Raw genomic sequence first — 18,233 nt, forward strand, 5'->3', positions numbered from 1 at the left:
CTATACACGCAGGATCGCGGACGTCAACAATTGTTAGCCGAACGGCTCAGTTTTGTGATCTGGATTGGCGGGAACCCACAACGCGCAATCGTGAGTTGGGACCTCGCGCCCTCCTCACTAAAACCATCCCGGGGGCGCATCAGCATGATCGATCAGAGCACGTGGCGCCCGTTGTCATCTCATCCCCGATCACCCGGCGAGTCTTCGCCCAGGCCGCGTCCATTGCGATGGCGATGGCGCTTTGCCAGCGCCGCGCCTCGGCCGATTCCGATATGATTGCGCAAATGCGCGACATCGTCGCCGGCGCGCTGGCGCCGACCGCGACGGCGGACCATGCGGGCGGCCTCGCCGCAGCGCTCTATGCCGGCCGCCATGTCGAGTTCTTCAGCTACGGGTTCGCCGACGATGCGACCGGACGGAAGGTGACGCCCGACACGCTGTTCAACCTCGCCTCGTTGCGAAAGCCGTTCGAGGCCACGCTCGTGGCGCTCGGCGTGCTGCGCGGCGAGCTGCGGCTCGACGATCGTCTGCCGAAATACCTGCCCGAGCTGAGCGGCAAGTACATCCGCAACGTCACTGTGGGCCAGTTGGCGACGCACACGTCGGGCCTGCTGCTGCCGACCGACCATCCGCCCTGGCCGAACGAAGAGTTTACGCGCGAGCAGTTCATCGCCCTGCTGAACGCCTTCACGCCGACACCCGGCATCGCACCTGGCCGGCAACGCGTCTACACCCATGCCGGCTATGTGCTGCTTCAGCTCGTGCTCGAGCGTTGCTACGGCAAGCCGATCCATGCGCTGATCCAGCACCGCATTCTCCGCCCCCTCGCCATGGGCTCCACCTTCCTCCCCGAGCGCGGTCCGGACCATCGCGCCGTCATGGACGCGGCGGCGATGCAGCGCGTGGTCCAGGGCTATTCCGACCAGGGCATGGCGATCGGGCCGATCGGCAACCAGCAGAGCTACTTCGATTTTCCCGGCACGGGCCAGATGTTCGCCTCCGCCCGCGACCTTGCCGCCTTCGCGGCCGCCTGCGTCGACGGCCGCGCGATCGACCCGCATTTGCGCGAGGCGTTGCGGCTGACGCAGCGCGAGGCCTTCCGCGTCGACGAAAGATTCGGACAGGGCCTGGCCTGGGAGACCGTGCGCGTTCCAGGCGTCACCATCGTCGACAAGCCCGGCGGACTCAACAACGCCTCCGGCTATATCGGCCTGGTGCCGGCGCGGCGGATCGGCATCGTCCTGCTGGCCAATCGCGGCGAGTATCCGCACGAGATCGCCCGCTACAAGATCCTGCCGGAGCTGGCGCGGCTCATCGCCTCACATTGAGGCCGCCGCTCAGACCGAGCGCATCAGCCCGCCGTCGACGCGGATGTTCTGGCCGGTGATGTAGGCGGCGCCGTCGGAGGCCAGGAACGAGATTGTCGCCGCGACCTCTTCGACCTTGCCGTAGCGCTTCATCGGCACGCTGTCGCGCCGCGCGTCCTGTTGCGGCAGGCTGTCGATCCAGCCCGGCAGCACGTTGTTCATGCGGACATTGTCGGCCGCGTAAGCGTCGGTGAAGATCTTGGTGAAGGCGGCGAGCCCTGCGCGGAACACCGCCGAGGTCGGGAACATCGCGCTGGGCTCGAACGCCCAGGCGGTCGAGATGTTGATGATGGCGCCGCCCTTCTGCGCCTGCATCAGCGGCGTCACCAGCCGGGTCGGACGGATCACGTTCAAGAGATAAGTGTCGAGGCCGGTGTGCCACTGCTCGTCGGTGATCTCGGTGATGGGGGCACGCGGCCCGTGCCCGGCGCTGTTGACGAGAACGTCGATCCGTCCCCACTTCGCCATCGCAGCCTCGACGAGGCGCTTCAGGTCGTCGTTCGACTGGTTCGAGCCGGTAACGCCGAGCCCGCCGAGCTCGGCCGCCAGCGCCTCGCCCTTGCCCGAGGACGACAGGATCGCGACGCCAAACCCGTCCGCCGCCAGCCGCCGCGCAGCCCCCGCCCCCATGCCGCTGCCGCCGGCGGTGACGAGCGCAACCTTCTCTACTGCCATGATCCGATGATCCCTTCAGTTGAGGCGAGCCGCAGGCTCGGCCTATCATGAGGCCTTCTACAGCCAGACCCGTCGGCAGGTCCATGGCGAAGGCATCCATCATGAGGCGCTTGAAATGAGTGATCTGCAGATCCGCAATTTGCGCCCCGACGAAATCGCCCTCGCCGTCGACTGGGCCGCGGCGGAGGGCTGGAATCCGGGGCTGGCGGATGCCGCCTGCTTCGCGATCCCCGATGCCCGAGGCTTCTTCGTCGGCGAGATCGACGGCGAGCCGGTCGCGACCGTCTCCTGCGTCAATTACGACGACCGCTTCGCCTTCCTTGGCTTCTACATCGTGCGCGAGCGCTTTCGCGGCGCGGGCCATGGCCTACGCATCTGGAATGCCGCGATTGCGCATGCAGGCGCGCGCGTGATCGGCCTCGACGGCGTGGTGGCGCAGCAGGAGAATTACAAGAAGTCGGGATTCCGGCTCGCCTACGCCAACATCCGCTATGGCGGCACCGTTGCGGGATCCGTCAAGCCGCCGGCCGATGTCGTGGCGCTCGACAAGGTCCCGTTTGCGCTGGTGGACGCCGATGACGCCCGTGTATTCCCCGCCGCGCGCAGCGCCTTCCTGCGCGCCTGGATCAACACGCGAGGTCATGTCGGCCGCGCGTTGCTGCGCGAGGGTAGGCTCGCTGCATGGGGTGTGATCCGGCCCTGCCGGACGGGCTACAAGATCGGCCCGCTCGTCGCCGACGACCGCGACGCCGCGGATCAAGTCGTGCAGGCGCTGCTCGGAAGCGCGGGCGCCGGCGAGGTCTTCCTCGACGTCCCCGCCGTCAATCCCGTCGCGATCGCGCTCGCCGAGGAGCTCGGCCTCGAGCCGGTGTTCGAGACGGCGCGGATGTATACGGGGCAGATCGCGCCGCTGCGGCTCGACCGCGTCTTCGGCGTCACCAGCTTCGAGTTGGGCTAACTCAGTAGCAGCGCATGATGTTGACGGTGTGCTCGCTGCCGCCACGGCCGGGCACCGTCACCTGCTCCGTCGGGCAGCTCGGCACGTAGGGCCGATTGGACGGCACGACGTTCGGCGGATAGCGATGCGTCCAGTCCCAGGGCACATCATAGGTGTAGGTGTAGCGCACATCGGCGGAGAGCGATTGGTTCACATCGGCGAAGGGCTGGCTGTAGCCGGCGCCGTCGTAGAAGTAGCTGCCGCCGCCCGGCCAATAGACCCAGGGAGCGCTGCGGCGGTGGAACCTGGCGCCCGGCCCGATCGCCGGACGTGCCGCAGCCGGCGGCGCGGCGGCAGTTGCGACGCCTGACGCAGTGGCGCCGGCGGGTCCGGCAAGACTGTCACTGGAGCTAAGCAGCAGCGCAGCTGCGCTGAGCGAGGCGAACAACGCCCCATATGATCTGGCAATCATGATACGCACCACACTCGTTTGGCTTCGCGATAGCGGCTCCCCGAAAGGAGGCTAGGCCGGGCTGTCGCCCACCCGCAAACGTATAATTAATTATTGGTTAAGGCACGCGAATAACCGGGAACAAGGTGCGGCAGAACGCCCGGAATTCCTCTCTTATTTCAATGGCTTCACGCGTCAGTGGCCCTGCAGCTTGCGCAGCCAGTCGAGCATGTCCTGCGGGCTTGCGCTGCCCTGTGTCACAATCGCGGTGTTGCCGCCGCTGCGGCGGGTGACCGTCGTGCGCCCGGGCTCCTTCTCGATCGTGACCTCGGCCTCCGCCGGATCACCGCTCTGCGTGATCACCGAGGTGCCGTTCTCGTCCTGGACCACGGTGGTGTGACCGTCGCCCGGGGCGCTCGGCGGGCGAATGCGCGACATCCGTCTGCAGTTTCTCTGCGAAGCGCTCGTCCTCTGCCTGCTCGGCGGCGCCATCGGCGTCGCCGGCGGCATCACGCTCTCGATGACGGTCGCCCGCATGGCCGGTTGGGTCACCTCGATCGACGGCCAGGCGATCGGCCTGTCTCTCGTCTTCTCGATCGCGACCGGCCTCGTCTTTGGTTTCTATCCAGCCCACAAGGCGTCCAAGCTGAGCCCGATCGAGGCGCTCAAGACGGAGTGAGAGCATGCCGGGATGTTCGCAAAGGCCAGGGAGGCATCAGCCATGAGCTCGGATCCGAAGGACTTGATCGCACCGACGCCGCGCGAACGGGAGCTGATGACGCTGATCGCGCGGGGAATGCAGAACAAGAACATCGCCTACGAGCTCAACATCTCGGAGAACACGGTGCGGGCGCATGTCGGCAACATCATGCGCAAGTACCGGCTTCAGAACAGAACGCAGATCGCGATCGCCTTTGCCCTGCACGCGGCGCCATCGTCGCTCCGGCGCGATCTCGCCAAGACCGAGCTCTATCCGGCCGCGACGAAGCCGGCGCAGGCGCTTGCACGGAATCCACCGACGGCGCAGACCGCGCCGGATTGAATGGTTGCAGCCACCATCCCTTGCGTTGCCCGACGGGCAAAACATCCAATCTATGGGTCAACGCACGCGGCCCAAAATATTCCGCTTTACCGAAATTCGGAAATCGCCTATGTGTCGCGCAACCCGGCCCAAGGAAGAGGGGCGTATCGCGATCGTCACGAACGCGGGCCGGGGGGCGGTGGACGCTGATGGCGTTGGCGCGAAAGGGGTTTGCAGGGCGGAGAGCCGTGAGCAAAGACCTCGCGCATACGACCGGTGTCATCGGCGTACGGCAAAATCGTGTGGTCCTGACGCCCGGGGTCTGTGCGTCAAGTCTTGCGGTGATGTGGTTGCCCAACCGGGCCCACGCGTCAGCCATCCGCAAGGCGACGGGGGCAATAGTGCATCGCTCCCCGGGGAGAGCACGACATAAGCCGTAAAGCCACTGCGCAGGGAAGGCCGGATGTTTGGCTTCACCTGTATGCCGCTGTGCAAATTCTTCGTTGCCACCTTTCGCACAGTGGACCGTGGGTGCCCGGCCGGCACCCGGTCTTCCCTGCGCCCTCTTTCGATTGAGGGTGGGACGACAGGCAAAGCTCGGGCGAAATGAGCCGCGAGGATGCGCCAGCGTGCCTGCGAGTCACGCGAATTGGAGAGACGCGGTGTCGCAACTTGCTCCGTCATTGCGAGCGCAGCGAAACAATCCAGAAATGTATCCGCGGAAAGATTCTGGATTGCTTCGCTGCGCTCGCAATGACGCTGTTGAGACAGCGGTGTCACAATACGGTAGTCTCGTGCCCCGGACGCAAGCGTGACACGAGTTGCGAGCCGCGACCGCGGCCCATTTGCCTTACATCCCGATGTCGAACACGTTCGGCAATTGGCCCGCCAGAGGCAGTGCGGTGGCGCCGAGGAAGGTCGCCACCATCGCCATCAGGCGACGGTTGTTCTGGCGCTTGCCACGCATCTGGCCGGCGATCCACTCCAGCATCTCGCTGTTGACCTTGGAGGCATAGGACGGCGCCCAGCTCTCGATCTCGGTGTCGGCCGACAGCGCGACGCTGCGCGGCGGCACCTTCAGGCCCGAGGCGCTCGCGGCATAATGGGCGACCGCCTTGGCAAGCAGGTCGTCGAACCGGCCGCCATCGGTGCGCTCCGTCGCGGCCTCGTTGATCTCGAACAGAACTTCGGCCTCGGCGCGGCTGACCGGCTGGTCGTTGACGGCGGTGGCGGTGAGGATGCGCACGCACCAGGCGGTGTCATCGGCGTCGAGCGAGCGGGAGAAATGCACCCGTCCCTTGGTGGTCGGGCCTTCGCCCGTGATCACGCCGTCCCGCACGACGGAAAGGGCATGAGCTGCAGTATCGCGGCAGGACGGCACGAGGGACGACGGCTCGGTGGGCTTAGGCGCAGCGGCGGACATAGTTCACTTCCAGACTTCTTCTGATCGACCAGCATTTCCATGCCGGCGTAAAGGGGTGGTTAACGATTCGATACGGGGATCGCGACTTTTCTAGATGGTTGCCAATTGGTCGCTATCAGGACCAATCTGGTTCTAGAACGCGCCGGGCGAGCGTGATGAAAGTCATAAAAGGCATTATCGGGGCGAGCGAGACCGTGTGACCCCGGGTGGAGCTGTTTCGCCGCAGCTGCCGCTGTAACAATAAGTTGCTAGAAAATCGGCTCTTCAAAGAAGGAATTCACATTTTACTTGAGCCGGTTCAGTTGGCGTTCACTTAGGCCGGCGAAGCCCTTATAATGGATGTGACGGCCGGAGACGAATTCTCGATTAGATTCAATGAGATGAGGTAAGATCATGACACTTCCGATCGGCGCCACCGCCCCTGACTTTGAAGCCGAAACCACCGAAGGGAAGATCAAATTCCACGACTGGATCGGCAACAGCTGGGCCCTCTTGTTCTCACACCCGAAGGATTTCACGCCGGTTTGCACCACCGAACTCGGCGCCCTCGCCAAGCTGAAGCCGGAATTCGACAAGCGCGGGGTCAAGTTGATGGGCCTCTCGGTCGATCCGGTCGACCGTCATGCCAAATGGTCGGAAGACATCATGGAGACCCAAGGCGCCGCGCCGAACTACCCGATGATCGGCGACACCGATTTCAACGTCTCCAAGCTCTACGGCATGCTGCCAGCCTCGACCTCTGGCGATCCCCTCACCCGCACGCCGGCCGACAACCAAACCGTCCGCAACGTCTTCATCATCGGCCCGGACAAGAAGATCAAGCTGGTGCTGGTCTATCCGATGACGACGGGCCGGAACTTCCAGGAGATCCTGCGCGTCATCGACTCGCTCCAGCTCACCGCCAAGCATCGCGTCGCCACCCCGGCCGACTGGTCGCAGGGCGACGACGTCATCATCGCGGGCTCGGTCTCCAACGACGAGGCCAAGACGATCTATCCGCAGGGCTGGAAGGAGCCGAAGCCCTACATCCGCATCGTCCCGCAGCCCAGATGACTTTTGGCGGTCGCGGATAGCGGCCCCAAAAAGTCATCCCGGGGCGATGCGTCAGCATCGAACCCGGGATCTCGAGATCCCGGGGCTGGTCCTTAGGACCATCCCGGGATGAAGACCCAGAATCACGCCGCGTGCACGCGGTCGAGGAAGCTCTCGACCTCGGCCTTCAGATGCAGGCTCTCGCCCGACAGCGCCTGGGCGGAAGCAAACATCCGGCTCGACGTTTCGCCCGTCTCGCTGGCGCCCTTGGCGGCGTGACGGACATTGACCGCGACATCGGCCGTGCCTGACACCGCGGCGCGCACGCTGGCCACGATGTTGTGCGTCGCGCTTTTCTGTTGCTCGACCGCCGCCGAGATCGAGCCTGCGATGCCGCTGATGCGCTCGATGGTCTGGCTGATCGCCTTGATGGCTGCGACCGATTCCTCGGTCGCAAGCTGCATGCTCTCGATCTGGTTCGAGATCTCGTCGGTCGCCTTCGCGGTCTGGCCGGCGAGCGTCTTGACCTCCTGAGCCACCACCGCGAAGCCGCGGCCGGCATCGCCCGCGCGTGCAGCCTCGATCGTCGCATTCAGCGCCAGCAGATTGGTCTGCTCGGCGATCGAGGTGATCAGCTTGACGACGTCGCCGATGCGCGAGCCGGCCTCCGAGAGCTGCGCGATGCGCTGGTCCGTCGCTTCGGCCTGCCGCACCGCCTCGGCGGAGATCTCGTTCGATTCCTGCACCCGGCGGGTGATCTCGGAGATGGATTGAGACAGCTCGTCGGAAGCGGACGCCGCCGAACGCACATGCTCGGAGGCGCTTTCGGATGCTCCTGCCGACTGCGCCGACAGATCGGCCGTGGAGCGCGCGGCGTCGGTGAGTTGTCGCGCGGCGCGCTCGAACTCGCCGGACGATGCCAGCACTTTGTCGAGAATGCCGCCGACGCTGCCGCGGAACCCCTCGACGAAGTTGCGCAGCTCGGCCTTGCGCTGCTCGGCTGCGGCAGCGGTTGCCACTGCCTGCTCAGTGCGCAGGCGCGCCCGTTCCTGCGAGTTGCTCTTGAACACCGCGACCGTGCGGGCGATTTCGCCGATCTCGTCGGCACGGTCCTCGCATTCGATCGCGACGTCGCTCTGACCGTTGGCAAGCGCGGTGAGCGAATGCGTCACCGAGGTCAGGGGCCGGGTGATGCGCCGGACGACCAGCAGGGTCAGGACCAGCACCAGAAGCGCGGCAAGCCCGGCAGCGGCCGCCATGCTCTCCATCGCCTGGGACAGCATGCCCTCGAACTGCACCATGGGGATGCCGACATAGAGAATGCCGGCGACCTTGCCGGTGCCATCGGCGATCGGGAAATAGGCGGTCATGAACGTCTTGCCGAACAGCGTGGCCGGCCCCTTATAGGCCTCGCCACGGCGCAGCGGGGCCTGCCCCGGATGATCGGCGGCCAGCTGGGTCCCGACGGCGCGGTCGCCGTTTTCCTTTTTCACGTTGGTCGAGCGGCGGATGAACTGTCCGCTCGCCGCGTCGAACACGAACAGGGTCGCGTTGCCGCCGACATAGGACACCGCCCGGTCGACGATGGCGTGATCCCTGAAGTCGGGCATTTTGGGGATCTCGGCGCGGACCACCGCGCCGTCTCGGATCGTGATCTTGGCTTCGGGAACGGTCTCCGCAAAGGCCAGCCCCAGCGTGCGCAGATTGACCTCGATGTCGCGCAGGGCGCGGTCGTTGAAGGCGGATGTCAGTGACCAATAGCCGGCGCCGACCACGAGCGCCGTGTTCATTGCGATCAGCAGCACCGCGCACAGGACCGCTTTGGTGCCGAGCTTAAACCGCGGCAGGAACTTCGCCGTTAGAAGATTGGACATGGATGGAATGACCCCCGTAATTCCTGCATATTGGTGCAATTGACTTACAGCCGCATTAACGACGGGTTCCCACCGCCGCACGCCGTACGGTTTCCAATTGGTAAACGAGGCCTTCCCTGACCCCGCCCGTCATCGTCTGGTTTCGCGACGATCTCCGCCTGTCCGACCACCCCGCCCTCCACGCCGCCGCCAAGTCCGGAGCGCCGGTGCTTTGCCTCTACGTACTGGACGAGGCGGCGGGGCGAGCGCCGGGCGGCGCGGCACGCTGGTGGCTGGCGCAGTCGCTGCGGGCGCTCGGAGCCGAGATCGCCGCGCGCGGCGGCTCGCTCGTCCTGCGCAGAGGACCGGCGGCCAAGGTGATCCCTGAGGTGGTGCGACAGAGCGGTGCCCGCGCCGTCTACTGGAACGAGATCGCGCAGGCGCCTCATCAGGCGGTTGAGCGACAGCTCCAAGCGGCCCTTGCGAAGCTCGGCATGCACGCGCAAAGCTTTCCGGGCGACTTGCTGGTCCCGCCCGCGGCGATCCGCACCAAGGACGGCCGGGGCCTGCGCGTGTTCACCCCGTTCTGGCGCCGCGTACTGGCCCTCGGCGACCCGCCAAAGCCCCTGCCCGCGCCGAAGCAGCTGCGCCCTGCACCGAGCATCGCGAGCGATGGACTGGAGAGCTGGAAGCTCGAGCCGACCACGCCCGATTGGGCGGGCGGCCTGCGCGAGGCATGGAGCCCCGGTGCCGCCTCCGCCCATCTGCGCCTGCGCGACTTCCTCAAGCACATTGTTCGAACGTATTCCGGCGATCGTGACCGTCCGGACCGAGACGGGACCTCACGGCTGTCGCCGCATCTGCGCTTCGGCGAGATCAGCCCCCGTCAGGTCTGGCACGCCGCCCGGTTTGCCGCGGCGGAAGATCCGGCACGCGGGCAAGGCGTCGAAAAATTGTTGAGCGAGCTCGGCTGGCGCGAATTCTGCCGCCACCTCCTCCACGATCACCCCAACCTTGCCGCCGAAAACCTGCAGACGAACTTCGATGCCTTCCCTTGGCAGCCCGACAAAGAAGCGCTCACCGCCTGGCAGCGCGGGCGCACCGGATACCCCATCGTCGATGCCGGCCTGCGCGAGCTCTGGCACACCGGCGTGATGCACAACCGGGTGCGGATGGTGGTGGCCTCCTTCCTGGTCAAGCACCTCCTGATCGACTGGCGCGAGGGGGAGGCCTGGTTCTGGGACACGCTGGTCGACGCGGACGCCGGCAGCAATCCTGCCAACTGGCAATGGGTCGCCGGCTGCGGCGCGGACGCTGCGCCCTATTTCCGCGTGTTCAATCCGCAGCTTCAGGGCGAGAAGTTCGATCCTGATGGAGCCTATGTTCGACGCTGGGTTCCGGAGCTGAAGGCCCTGCCCGCCAAGCTGATCCACCGGCCCTGGCAGGCAACGCCGATCGAGCTTGCGAGCGCGGGCATCACGATCGGCAAGACCTATCCGCAGCCGATCGTCGATCATGCCAGGGCACGCGAACGCGCGCTCGCCGCCTACGCAAAGATCCGCAAAGGTTGAGCGTCGCTTTGACACGATTTCGAAACCCGCTATCGTCATCGCTCCATGCAAACCGTGGGGGACGATATGGACGACGAGAAACCGATCACCGAACAGGCGATGGAGACGATCACCACTGCCGTGGAAACGACCAAGGACGCGGCAGTCACCGCAGTCAAGCAGGTGAAGAAAGCCGCCAAGAAGGTCGCGAAGAAAGTAGCGCCGAAGAAGGCGGCCAAGAAGAAAGCCAAGAAGGCTGCGAAGAAGACGACGAAGAAGGCCGCAAAGAAGTCGTCCAAGAAGGCCGCGAAAAAGTCTGCGAAAAAGGCGACCAAGAAAGCCGGCAAGTCGAAGAAGAAGGCCAAGAAGGCCAAGCGCTGATCGCACCGGAAGACGTCTCCGGGTGCGGGCGCGCCCGGAGACAGCCCGCATCTATCCTCGCCGCTTGCTCGGCGTTGAAGCACTTCCGCGTTTCCGGCGAGCCGAACTGCGTGCCGTCAGGACCGCCAATTGACCACAAAGACCGCCGCGGCGCAGAGCGCCATGCCAGCAATGGCAATCGCATCCAGCTTTTCTCCGAACAGCAGATAGGCCATCAGGGCCGTGACGGCCGGAACCAAATAGAACAGGCTCGCGACCGAGGTCGCCGCGGCGTGGCGGATCAGCCAGTACAACAGCCCGATCGATCCGATCGAGAGCGCGACCGCGAGCCAGGCGAGCGCAAGCACAAACTCCCGTGTCCAGTGCACCACGCGATCCTCGAACAGGAAGGCGCCGACCGCGAAGAAGATGGTGACCGCCACGTACTGTACGAGATTGCCGGCGCGCCAGTCGATGTGATTGCAATAGCGGCGCTGATAGAGCGTGCCGAGCGTGATGCTGACCAGCGAGACCACCGAGGCGAGCCAGCCGAGCCCGGCTTCGCCGGTCATCGGACGGTTGTGCAGGATCAGCACCACCCCCCCGAGGCCGAGCACGAGCCCGGCCCATTGCAGCGGCGTGACCCGTTCGCCGAGCCAGCGATTGGCGATGGTCGAGGTCAGGATCGGCTGCAGACCTGGAATCAGCGCCGACAGGCCGGCCGGAATCGAATGCGCGATCGCAATCGCGGTGCCGCCGAGATAGAAGCCGTGGACGAGGATGCCGGCGACGGCGCTGTGCGCGATGCCGGCGCTATCAGGCCATTTCGGCCGGGCGATTCCCGCGATGATTGCCATCAGCCCGACCACGATCGCCATGCGGATGGCGAGATAGGTCAAGGGATCGGCATTGTTGACGACGTATTTGGTGCCGATGAATCCGGTGCTCCAGAGCAGCACGAACAGGATCGGCGCGGCGCGGGCGGCCAGGGCTTCTTGATTATGATTCATTGCCGCCCTCATTGCCCGACCCTCGGCCATGCGGCAATGCGAATTTCGTGGTGACGATATGCTGCGCTGCGACGGAGGATCGCGGTCCGTCTCAGCCGCTCACCATTCGTCCGGGCAGGGATTGACGATCTTCCAGAGCTCGACCCCGTTCTTGATCTTCTTCATGTCCGTGGTGAGCCCGCCATTGCGGCGAATCCAGTCCTTCACCGTGTCGGGGTAGTAGGACATGAGATCGGAGGTACCCTCAGCGCTGGTGACCTTGATGCCGAAGGTGAACGCCTTGTCGTAATAGGCCTGGTGGAAGCCGAGGCTCGCGCGCGGCGTCACGCAGATCTTGTTCATCGGCACGATGCCGAGCACGAGCGTGCAGGCCGAATTGCAGATGCCGTCGATGATGACCCGCTCGCCCTTTTCGCGCACCCGCTTGTACTTGGCCTTGTACTCCTCGACATAGCCGCCGTGGTCGCGCGTGATGTGCAGCTCGGCGCGCGCCGGCGTGGCGGCGGCGAGGCAGAGCAACAGCAGACTCGGAAGCGTGATGCGCATGGCGAGATGACGGCGAAGGCCTTCAGGAATGTACCGGACTCGAGGGGCCGGCAAATGCCCCCGGGCCGGCGGAAGAATTCTGAACCGAATAGTCTTTGGTCATACTTGTGTGGGGAATTCGTTAAGCATCCCGAAAAGGCCAAAAATGGGCAGCTTTGGCCGCATGTCCGGCAATTCTGTCACACCCACCCGGAAATCTGCGGGATTGGCCTTGATTTCTGGCCTCCGGAGCGATGCTTGGCCGCTCGAAATTGCTATAACAGGCTGACCCATTCGAGCGGGTTCCGGAGAATCGAGATGAGCAAGTTGACGCGTGTCGCCGCGGTTGCGGCCTTGACGGCTGCGGTCCTGGCCCCCGCCCTCGCGGAGGCGAACGGCCGCCACCGGTACCACCGCTCCTACGCGAGCCCGCTGCCCTACCCGATCAGCTACCTGCACAATTACGGCCCGGGTATCACCCCCGGCACCTTCGCCTACTATGACGGCCCGGCGACCAACCACTGCTACCGCAGCGCGGCCGCTTATATTGGTCAGGACGGCCGGCGGCACCCCTGCTACTGAGGCGCCGCGGCCGCTGCGGCTCCTCTATTTGGCGGCGCCCGACCGCAGCAATTGCTTCTCGATCTCGTAGACCGGCAGCTTGACGAGGTCCTTGCCGACCTCCCCCTGAAGCGCCTTGCGCAGCCCGTCCGAATAGTCGGCGCGGATCATGCCGAGCGCACGTGGCGAGGCCACCATGGTCAGGGCCGTCGTCTCACCGGAGCTGACGGCGGCATCGAGCCGGCCGGCTAGGCTCCGCAGAAAGGCGCGCTCGGCCTCGTCGTGCCAATCGGTCTGCTCGACCGAGCTGCGTGCGCCGCCGACCGCGCCATGCAACCGGCCCGGCGCGTCGGCCCCCTGAGCGGCGGTCGCGGGATTGGGCTGCTCGTGCACCTCCCTGGTGTGGAGGTTCGGAAACATCTCGTCGCCGAGGTTTTCCAGAATGAGCGCCTTGCGCCCGTCGCACACGACCAGCCAGTCACCCTTGTCCATTCTCATCTTGTCCATCGCAACTTCTCCTTCACTTGCAGACGCCGCATCCGGCATCAGAGCTGTTCTTCGAATTCCTCGAAGGACTTGCCGAATTGCGTCATCGCCTCCTCCAGATAGTCGGCGAGCATTGGCGTACCGATCAGGTATGAGGCGGTACGCTGGTTGTGCGCCTGGGCGGCCTGGGCGCGCAGTTGACGCCAATCGGAGAGATCACCGTCGCCGCGGCCAAGCCAGGTCAGCGCCACGAGATCGATCTGCTCGTCAACATTGAGAGCGCGGATGAAGCCCGCGAGCTCGGCACGGTCGGTGCTTTCGCCGCGCCCACCGCGGCCGTAGCTCATGTCGTCGTCGCCGAAGTCCAGGATGACGCCACCCCCTCCCGCTTCGCTGTCGGACCGGCGCGATTTCGAGATGACGAAGAACACCTTCTCCGGCGAGATCGACAGATCTGGAATGACTCGCATTCAGCTCACCTTGCCCGGCAGCAGGCACCACGCCGCTGCCATGACGGCGACAGTAAGAGCCAAGGCAAACTTGCGAATTGCGCAGGATCAAGCTCAAGTCACGACACGGCCTGCCCGGCCTACGGCCCGCTGCCGAGCCGTGACGTAAGGGTCAGCTCGCCTGTTCATCTGTATTACATTTCGGTTCGGCCACAATTTGATCAGAACAACCTCGATATCCTGCATCGCGTAAGCGAAGGAAGACATCATGAACCTCACGACTGGCCGATTGGCCGCGTTCCTGTTCGGCGCCCTCGTTGCATCGTCGACGGCATCCGCCATGCCCATCGCGCCTGCACCTGCGACACCGCAGGTCTCCGGCGTCGAGCAGGTCCGCATGGTCTGCGACGCCTGGGGACGGTGCTGGTGGCGGCCGAACTATTATGGCTACTACTACAGGCCGCGGCCATATTATTACGGCCCGCGGTACTATGGGCCGCCGCGCTATTACGGGCCGCGCCATTATGGGTACTACGGCTATCGCCGCTGGTGACGTTTGAAGGGGCCTTCGGGCCCCTTCGCTTTTGCGAGATCATGTCTTGCGCAGTGGATCACTGGCCCCAAGCCGTTCATGTTTGATCTAGATCAAAGATGAGATCAGCCGAAAAGGTCACTTATGACGATTTAACCGATCGTGTTTCGGTGCTGTCAACATGAAGGTGCAGAGCGTTGAGGAACGGCGATGAGCCAACGTACCTCATGGCATGATGTCCGCAATACTACGGCCCTGAAATTCGGTTTACTGAAACTCGATGCTTCGCCATTGATGATGCAGCGATGTTCCTTTGATTGTCTCATTTCAGCGGCCGGCCAGAATCATGTTGTTCGACGACCTCGCTCCCTCCTCTGCCCTTCAACTGATCGGCTTCTCCGATGTCGATGCGTTTCGGCCGATTGAGACGATGGAGGATGCGAGGAGCATTCCGCTCGACATCCCGAACTTCGCGGCGGCCCGAGCCATCGTCTCCCTGCCGGCGTGCCGCATCATCGTGATGAGATCGTTCGCGCGGATCCTAGATACCGCTTATCGCATGTCGAGCGGGATGGTGATCCTGTCGATGAGCGACGATCTTCAGGTCAACTTCAAAGGTGTGGATCTCGACGCCCGCTTCTTCGCTGCCCTCCACGGCAACGATGAGTGCCATTTCGTCGAGCCCCGGACCAATCATCACGCCATGATCATCTTCTCCCCCGAGCTGAGAGACCGGGGCTGGTTCGACCGCGCCGACCATTTGCGCGCCCATGTCGCGAACCGGCCCGCCCTGCTCCACACCCGACAGCTCCTGCTCGACATCCTGCGCACCGCGTCAGTGCAGCCAGACCTGTTCGAGACGACCGAGGTTGCGGCCCATCTGCAGGAAGGCCTGCTGCTCGCGCTCGACGATTTGTTTCGAATCGATTCGACGTCGGATCGGAGCACCTCGGTCCACAGCGAGCGGGCGATCAAGCTCGTGCAGCGCATCGACGACTACGTCGCTACCTATCCGACCGCGCCGATCTATACAGCCGATCTCGCCCGCGAGTTCGACGTCTCGATCCGTACGCTCGGCGGCGCCGTCAGCAAGGTGCGGGGCATGAGCCTGCACCAGTACATTCGCCTGAAGAGGCTGTGGGCGACCCGCGCCCGCCTCCTCAAGGGTGGCGTCACCGTGGCCACCTGCGCACGTGCCCAAGGCTTCCATCATCTCGGCGAATTTGCCGCAGCCTACCGCGCGATCTTCCACGAGGCGCCCTCCGACACGCTGGCACGCGGCCGGCAAAGCGGTGTCCCGGCAGGCTGATGGACGCCGCAGGCCCTCGCGGCGGTGACCCGGCATCCTCGCCGCTTTAGAACATATATGGAACAAAGAGGACTGGCGCGCTCGGAAGGATTCGAACCTCCGACCCTCGGAATCGAAATCCGATGCTCTATCCAGCTGAGCTACGAGCGCCCTGGCCCGAGTAGCGGGCCACCGAGATCCGCCGGCCGGCACTGGCGAGGAGCCAGTACACCCGACGGCGGTCGGATTGGTTCGAATTAGCAGAGAGGCCGGCCAATAAAAAGCCCTTCCCACCTCGATCGAGGCAGCCGAAGGCGCTGTTACCAGGTCGTGTTGAAGAGGCCGAAATGCGGCTGCTGAGCGACCAGCATCATGGGGCGGCCCGGCTGATGCGCCGGTTGCGTCCTGACGATCTTACGCTTGGGCTGAGCCTGGACAGGAGACGCTTGGGCCTGGAACGTCTGGGGCTGGCCCGCGTCGGACTTCCTCGCTGCGGCGGTCCCGGCCCTCGGCTCTGGCGTGAACTGGGCGAAGGTCTCGCGCACCCGCGTCTTGGCAGACATCTCGGCCAAAGCCGGCGACAGGCTCTCCTGTACCGGTGGCTGGGGAGCCGCAACTGCGGCAGTCTGAACCGCGGGTGCGACAATCGTCGGCTGGCTGGTGTCGAGGACGACGCGCTCAGGCAGATGGCGGTCGGACCGGATTCGGATCAGCGGCTGGTCGTTGCTTGCGGTCGCGACGGCCTGCGCTACGGGCGTCGCCGGGAAAACGAAATCCGCCGCGAACAGCAGTGTGAGCAAAGCTCCACCGACAAAGATGAAATACCTAAAGATGGGCATTGGCCGCGCTCCGCCCCCCGCATCCCCGCGTGGGCTCTGCTCGCCTCAACAGGCGATCTTCCAATTGGTTCCTGGCCCAGCCGTTCGGTTCAAATGGTGATGCATAGTTTTCGGCCAAGGACCGCAGAAGGTAACTTTTCAGCTACCGGGACAAGTCGCCTTCAAGCACGGCGTGCTGCAACCGGGGAACATTTTGCCTGATCGGCATTCACGTTAACGAAGCCGATCGGGATACGCACAAAGGTCTTGCGGCTCTTCATGCTGACCGGATCCGCCAGCACGCGGCTGCGGTCGGTCAGATGACTTCCATCGCGCCGCGTGAAGGCGCAGACGATCTCGACATCCTTTACGGCATAGTCGTTGTCGTTTCGCAGCGTGAACGTCACCAGGGCTTTGGAGCCGAGGCCGCCGCGACGCCAGGTCTGTGATGAAATCCTGAGACGACCAAGTTCTGCTGTCGCCGGCACCTGAGCTTCGGACACTGGCGAGGCTACTTTGGACGCATCGCCGGAGGGAGGCGCTTCAACAGCCGCCAGCTCAGGCCTCACCGGCTCAGCACTGTTGCCCTTGGAGAGAGGTAGCAGCATCCAAATGCCGCAACCGACGATGATTGCCGCCAGCAGCCATAGAAGGCTTCGGCCAAATGAGACGCTCGCAATCGTCACCGCCCGCGCCAGTCGTTCGCCGGTGCCGGCCAAGCGCCCCAATCCGAGTCGGTCGAGCCTCGCATTCATGGTTGCACACCGATCGCGACCGCAGCACCATCGAAGATGGATTTAGTCACAGCTTACCTTAATTCGGGCGACGAACTAAGGTTCCCCCAACGTCATGCGAGTCGGCAACGGCGGTGGTGGCCACCGGCGATACTGCTAGCATGCGCCATAGCATCGAAAAGACCCGTTGGGAGATTATGAAATGCCGTTCGCCGTCGCTTGGGATCACGTCCATCTGCGCAGCCCCGATCCGGAGGCCACCGCGGCCTGGCTGCAGGACATCCTTGGTGGCGAGATCGTGCGCGCGCCGGGACGAATCGACGTGAACCTCGGCGGAGCCAGGATCTTCATCGCGCCACTCGAGGGCGACAGCGCCGTCAGCCCGCCACCTCCGCACCCGCATCAGGGCCTCGACCATTTCGGCTTGACGGTGAAGGACATCGACGCGGTCGCCGCCGAGATCAAGGCCAAGGGTGTCACGTTCACGCGCGAGCCGACGACCATTCGTCCCGGCGTACGCATCTGCTTCATCCGCGGGCCCGAAGGCATCTCGATCGAGCTGCTCGAGCGCGACAAGAAATATACCTGACGCGACGGGGCGCCCCGCCGTCCAGGCACCGAGCCGGCGACGACGTCACGCCCGAAGGCTAAGTCATGCTACCGGGCATAAAGCAGCGGATGGTGACACCCATGTAGCCGTAGATCGGCCAGACCATGGTGCGTCCCACCCGGTTCGGCTCCGAGATCACGGCCTCCGCGGGCACGTCGACCCAGACGAGCTCCTGCTGCTGGCCATCGAGCGCATAGCCATAGCGCGGGACGCGGACGCGATAATGCCCGTCCTTGCTGTCCCAGTCGGAGTCCGAGAGCGCCGAACCGTCGGCATCGGAACAGCAGGGCCCCTCGCCGCTGCGCAGACTGTCGAACCAAGCCTTCAATTCGGGATTGGTGTTGGCGAACTGCCCGCGGTCGCGCGCGTGCCCCGAGGGGGCTGCGAGCGCGATCAAAGCCAACGCGGGCGCCAGCCTCGTGAGGTTTGCCCGGCGTATCGCATCGCCAATCCGCCGTTGTTCGCTTTTGCAATTCGTGGGACGCGCACCGTACAGACGCGGCTCATCGCCGCCGGAATCGATCCAGTTGGTCACGTTCGTCTTGCTCCAG

At 64.6% G+C, this 18,233-nt stretch carries 23 protein-coding genes and 1 tRNA gene; 11 read left to right on the top strand and 13 right to left on the bottom strand.

The features are described 5' to 3' along the window. The first annotated feature begins 161 nt into the window (after positions 1-161). On the top strand, positions 162-1,328 hold the full coding sequence (locus N2605_RS20455) for a serine hydrolase (protein WP_482151217.1): 1,167 nt from the start codon (positions 162-164) through the stop codon (positions 1,326-1,328). 9 nt (positions 1,329-1,337) lie between these two features. Here the strand turns inward: N2605_RS20455 and N2605_RS20460 are convergent, their stop codons facing one another. Beyond that, the gene (locus N2605_RS20460; protein WP_036013481.1) at positions 1,338-2,042 is read right to left on the bottom strand and encodes an SDR family oxidoreductase; all 705 of its coding nucleotides are present in this window, start codon (positions 2,040-2,042) and stop codon (positions 1,338-1,340) included. 115 nt (positions 2,043-2,157) lie between these two features. Between N2605_RS20460 and N2605_RS20465 the strand changes: the two genes are divergently transcribed. Next, positions 2,158-3,000, top strand: a complete 843-nt coding sequence (locus tag N2605_RS20465) for a GNAT family N-acetyltransferase (protein ID WP_225114983.1) — start codon at positions 2,158-2,160, stop codon at positions 2,998-3,000. A gap of 1 nt (position 3,001) precedes the next feature. Here the strand turns inward: N2605_RS20465 and N2605_RS20470 are convergent, their stop codons facing one another. Then, entirely contained in the window at positions 3,002-3,451 is a 450-nt protein-coding gene (locus tag N2605_RS20470; RefSeq protein WP_225114984.1) for a hypothetical protein, read from the bottom strand. Positions 3,452-3,625: 174 nt separating this feature from the next. Next, positions 3,626-3,868: a hypothetical protein gene (locus N2605_RS20475; RefSeq protein WP_225114985.1), complete on the bottom strand. Its 243-nt coding sequence runs from the start codon at positions 3,866-3,868 to the stop codon at positions 3,626-3,628. Between N2605_RS20475 and N2605_RS20480 the strand changes: the two genes are divergently transcribed. Together N2605_RS20480 and N2605_RS20485 are read left to right on the top strand one after the other, a co-directional pair. Continuing rightward, positions 3,858-4,109, top strand: a complete 252-nt coding sequence (locus N2605_RS20480; RefSeq protein WP_036013470.1) for an ABC transporter permease — start codon at positions 3,858-3,860, stop codon at positions 4,107-4,109. The genes N2605_RS20475 and N2605_RS20480 overlap by 11 nt on opposite strands. Positions 4,110-4,151: 42 nt before the next feature. Continuing rightward, positions 4,152-4,472 carry a response regulator transcription factor gene (locus N2605_RS20485; RefSeq protein ID WP_260342451.1) on the top strand — a complete coding sequence of 107 codons (321 nt, stop codon included), beginning with the start codon at positions 4,152-4,154 and terminating at the stop codon, positions 4,470-4,472. Positions 4,473-5,301: 829 nt separating this feature from the next. On the opposite strand, the gene N2605_RS20490 is transcribed toward N2605_RS20485, so the two are convergent. After that, a complete protein-coding gene (locus tag N2605_RS20490; protein WP_036011195.1) occupies positions 5,302-5,874 on the bottom strand; it encodes a hypothetical protein in 573 nt (190 codons plus the stop codon). 393 nt (positions 5,875-6,267) lie between these two features. On the opposite strand from N2605_RS20490, the gene N2605_RS20495 reads away from it, so the two are divergent. Continuing rightward, positions 6,268-6,927 (top strand): peroxiredoxin, encoded by a 660-nt coding sequence (locus tag N2605_RS20495; protein ID WP_036011192.1) that lies wholly within the window; start codon positions 6,268-6,270, stop codon positions 6,925-6,927. 122 nt (positions 6,928-7,049) lie between these two features. Here N2605_RS20495 and N2605_RS20500 read toward each other — a convergent pair whose 3' ends face one another. Further along, a complete protein-coding gene (locus N2605_RS20500; protein WP_260342456.1) occupies positions 7,050-8,780 on the bottom strand; it encodes a methyl-accepting chemotaxis protein in 1,731 nt (576 codons plus the stop codon). Positions 8,781-8,938: 158 nt separating this feature from the next. On the opposite strand from N2605_RS20500, the gene N2605_RS20505 reads away from it, so the two are divergent. Both N2605_RS20505 and N2605_RS20510 read left to right on the top strand, forming a co-directional pair. Next, the gene (locus N2605_RS20505) at positions 8,939-10,330 is read left to right on the top strand and encodes a cryptochrome/photolyase family protein (protein WP_249786497.1); all 1,392 of its coding nucleotides are present in this window, start codon (positions 8,939-8,941) and stop codon (positions 10,328-10,330) included. Between the two features lie 66 nt (positions 10,331-10,396). Beyond that, on the top strand, positions 10,397-10,690 hold the full coding sequence (locus N2605_RS20510; protein ID WP_036011186.1) for a hypothetical protein: 294 nt from the start codon (positions 10,397-10,399) through the stop codon (positions 10,688-10,690). A 116-nt stretch (positions 10,691-10,806) separates the two neighbouring features. Here the strand turns inward: N2605_RS20510 and N2605_RS20515 are convergent, their stop codons facing one another. Both N2605_RS20515 and N2605_RS20520 read right to left on the bottom strand, forming a co-directional pair. Beyond that, a complete protein-coding gene (locus N2605_RS20515) occupies positions 10,807-11,679 on the bottom strand; it encodes a DMT family transporter (RefSeq protein WP_225139888.1) in 873 nt (290 codons plus the stop codon). 99 nt (positions 11,680-11,778) lie between these two features. Then, positions 11,779-12,225, bottom strand: coding sequence for a hypothetical protein (locus N2605_RS20520; RefSeq protein ID WP_036011182.1), 447 nt, complete (start codon positions 12,223-12,225; stop codon positions 11,779-11,781). A gap of 297 nt (positions 12,226-12,522) precedes the next feature. Here N2605_RS20520 and N2605_RS20525 point away from each other — a divergent pair, with 297 nt between their 5' ends. Next, a complete protein-coding gene (locus tag N2605_RS20525) occupies positions 12,523-12,786 on the top strand; it encodes a hypothetical protein (RefSeq protein ID WP_225113203.1) in 264 nt (87 codons plus the stop codon). A 24-nt stretch (positions 12,787-12,810) separates the two neighbouring features. Here N2605_RS20525 and N2605_RS20530 read toward each other — a convergent pair whose 3' ends face one another. Together N2605_RS20530 and N2605_RS20535 are read right to left on the bottom strand one after the other, a co-directional pair. Continuing rightward, positions 12,811-13,272, bottom strand: a complete 462-nt coding sequence (locus N2605_RS20530; RefSeq protein WP_036011176.1) for a host attachment protein — start codon at positions 13,270-13,272, stop codon at positions 12,811-12,813. Positions 13,273-13,310: 38 nt separating this feature from the next. Further along, on the bottom strand, positions 13,311-13,721 hold the full coding sequence (locus N2605_RS20535; RefSeq protein ID WP_036031620.1) for a DUF3775 domain-containing protein: 411 nt from the start codon (positions 13,719-13,721) through the stop codon (positions 13,311-13,313). 247 nt (positions 13,722-13,968) lie between these two features. On the opposite strand from N2605_RS20535, the gene N2605_RS20540 reads away from it, so the two are divergent. Continuing rightward, positions 13,969-14,253 carry a hypothetical protein gene (locus N2605_RS20540; RefSeq protein WP_036031624.1) on the top strand — a complete coding sequence of 95 codons (285 nt, stop codon included), beginning with the start codon at positions 13,969-13,971 and terminating at the stop codon, positions 14,251-14,253. 325 nt (positions 14,254-14,578) lie between these two features. Further along, positions 14,579-15,541, top strand: coding sequence for an AraC family transcriptional regulator (locus N2605_RS20545; protein WP_225113206.1), 963 nt, complete (start codon positions 14,579-14,581; stop codon positions 15,539-15,541). Between the two features lie 73 nt (positions 15,542-15,614). Here N2605_RS20545 and N2605_RS20550 read toward each other — a convergent pair. The 3 genes from N2605_RS20550 to N2605_RS20560 all read right to left on the bottom strand — a co-directional run bounded on the left by N2605_RS20550 (position 15,615) and on the right by N2605_RS20560 (position 17,093). Next, positions 15,615-15,691, bottom strand: a tRNA-Arg gene (locus N2605_RS20550). Between the two features lie 149 nt (positions 15,692-15,840). After that, a complete protein-coding gene (locus N2605_RS20555; RefSeq protein ID WP_225113207.1) occupies positions 15,841-16,359 on the bottom strand; it encodes a hypothetical protein in 519 nt (172 codons plus the stop codon). Positions 16,360-16,520: 161 nt separating this feature from the next. Then, entirely contained in the window at positions 16,521-17,093 is a 573-nt protein-coding gene (locus tag N2605_RS20560; RefSeq protein ID WP_036011161.1) for a hypothetical protein, read from the bottom strand. A 181-nt stretch (positions 17,094-17,274) separates the two neighbouring features. On the opposite strand from N2605_RS20560, the gene N2605_RS20565 reads away from it, so the two are divergent. Beyond that, entirely contained in the window at positions 17,275-17,661 is a 387-nt protein-coding gene (locus tag N2605_RS20565; protein WP_036011159.1) for a VOC family protein, read from the top strand. A 58-nt stretch (positions 17,662-17,719) separates the two neighbouring features. On the opposite strand, the gene N2605_RS20570 is transcribed toward N2605_RS20565, so the two are convergent. Then, on the bottom strand, positions 17,720-18,217 hold the full coding sequence (locus N2605_RS20570) for a hypothetical protein (protein ID WP_036011156.1): 498 nt from the start codon (positions 18,215-18,217) through the stop codon (positions 17,720-17,722). Between the last annotated feature and the right edge of the window lie 16 nt (positions 18,218-18,233).

Origin of the sequence: Bradyrhizobium yuanmingense (assembly GCF_025200905.1) — a bacterium.
GTDB lineage: Bacteria > Pseudomonadota > Alphaproteobacteria > Rhizobiales > Xanthobacteraceae > Bradyrhizobium > Bradyrhizobium yuanmingense.

What these genes read in the sequence shown, in the direction of transcription:
- N2605_RS20460 (WP_036013481.1), bottom strand. Translation starts at nt 2,042, where the DNA reads ATGGCAGTAGAGAAGGTTGCGCTCGTCACCGCCGGCGGCAGCGGCATG.
- N2605_RS20465 (WP_225114983.1), top strand. Translation starts at nt 2,158, where the DNA reads ATGAGTGATCTGCAGATCCGCAATTTGCGCCCCGACGAAATCGCCCTC.
- N2605_RS20470 (WP_225114984.1), bottom strand. Translation starts at nt 3,451, where the DNA reads ATGATTGCCAGATCATATGGGGCGTTGTTCGCCTCGCTCAGCGCAGCT.
- N2605_RS20480 (WP_036013470.1), top strand. Translation starts at nt 3,858, where the DNA reads ATGCGCGACATCCGTCTGCAGTTTCTCTGCGAAGCGCTCGTCCTCTGC.
- N2605_RS20475 (WP_225114985.1), bottom strand. Translation starts at nt 3,868, where the DNA reads ATGTCGCGCATTCGCCCGCCGAGCGCCCCGGGCGACGGTCACACCACC.
- N2605_RS20485 (WP_260342451.1), top strand. Translation starts at nt 4,152, where the DNA reads ATGAGCTCGGATCCGAAGGACTTGATCGCACCGACGCCGCGCGAACGG.
- N2605_RS20490 (WP_036011195.1), bottom strand. Translation starts at nt 5,874, where the DNA reads ATGTCCGCCGCTGCGCCTAAGCCCACCGAGCCGTCGTCCCTCGTGCCG.
- N2605_RS20495 (WP_036011192.1), top strand. Translation starts at nt 6,268, where the DNA reads ATGACACTTCCGATCGGCGCCACCGCCCCTGACTTTGAAGCCGAAACC.
- N2605_RS20500 (WP_260342456.1), bottom strand. Translation starts at nt 8,780, where the DNA reads ATGTCCAATCTTCTAACGGCGAAGTTCCTGCCGCGGTTTAAGCTCGGC.
- N2605_RS20510 (WP_036011186.1), top strand. Translation starts at nt 10,397, where the DNA reads ATGGACGACGAGAAACCGATCACCGAACAGGCGATGGAGACGATCACC.
- N2605_RS20515 (WP_225139888.1), bottom strand. Translation starts at nt 11,679, where the DNA reads ATGAATCATAATCAAGAAGCCCTGGCCGCCCGCGCCGCGCCGATCCTG.
- N2605_RS20520 (WP_036011182.1), bottom strand. Translation starts at nt 12,225, where the DNA reads ATGCGCATCACGCTTCCGAGTCTGCTGTTGCTCTGCCTCGCCGCCGCC.
- N2605_RS20525 (WP_225113203.1), top strand. Translation starts at nt 12,523, where the DNA reads ATGAGCAAGTTGACGCGTGTCGCCGCGGTTGCGGCCTTGACGGCTGCG.
- N2605_RS20530 (WP_036011176.1), bottom strand. Translation starts at nt 13,272, where the DNA reads ATGGACAAGATGAGAATGGACAAGGGTGACTGGCTGGTCGTGTGCGAC.
- N2605_RS20535 (WP_036031620.1), bottom strand. Translation starts at nt 13,721, where the DNA reads ATGCGAGTCATTCCAGATCTGTCGATCTCGCCGGAGAAGGTGTTCTTC.
- N2605_RS20540 (WP_036031624.1), top strand. Translation starts at nt 13,969, where the DNA reads ATGAACCTCACGACTGGCCGATTGGCCGCGTTCCTGTTCGGCGCCCTC.
- N2605_RS20545 (WP_225113206.1), top strand. Translation starts at nt 14,579, where the DNA reads ATGTTGTTCGACGACCTCGCTCCCTCCTCTGCCCTTCAACTGATCGGC.
- N2605_RS20555 (WP_225113207.1), bottom strand. Translation starts at nt 16,359, where the DNA reads ATGCCCATCTTTAGGTATTTCATCTTTGTCGGTGGAGCTTTGCTCACA.
- N2605_RS20560 (WP_036011161.1), bottom strand. Translation starts at nt 17,093, where the DNA reads ATGAATGCGAGGCTCGACCGACTCGGATTGGGGCGCTTGGCCGGCACC.
- N2605_RS20565 (WP_036011159.1), top strand. Translation starts at nt 17,275, where the DNA reads ATGCCGTTCGCCGTCGCTTGGGATCACGTCCATCTGCGCAGCCCCGAT.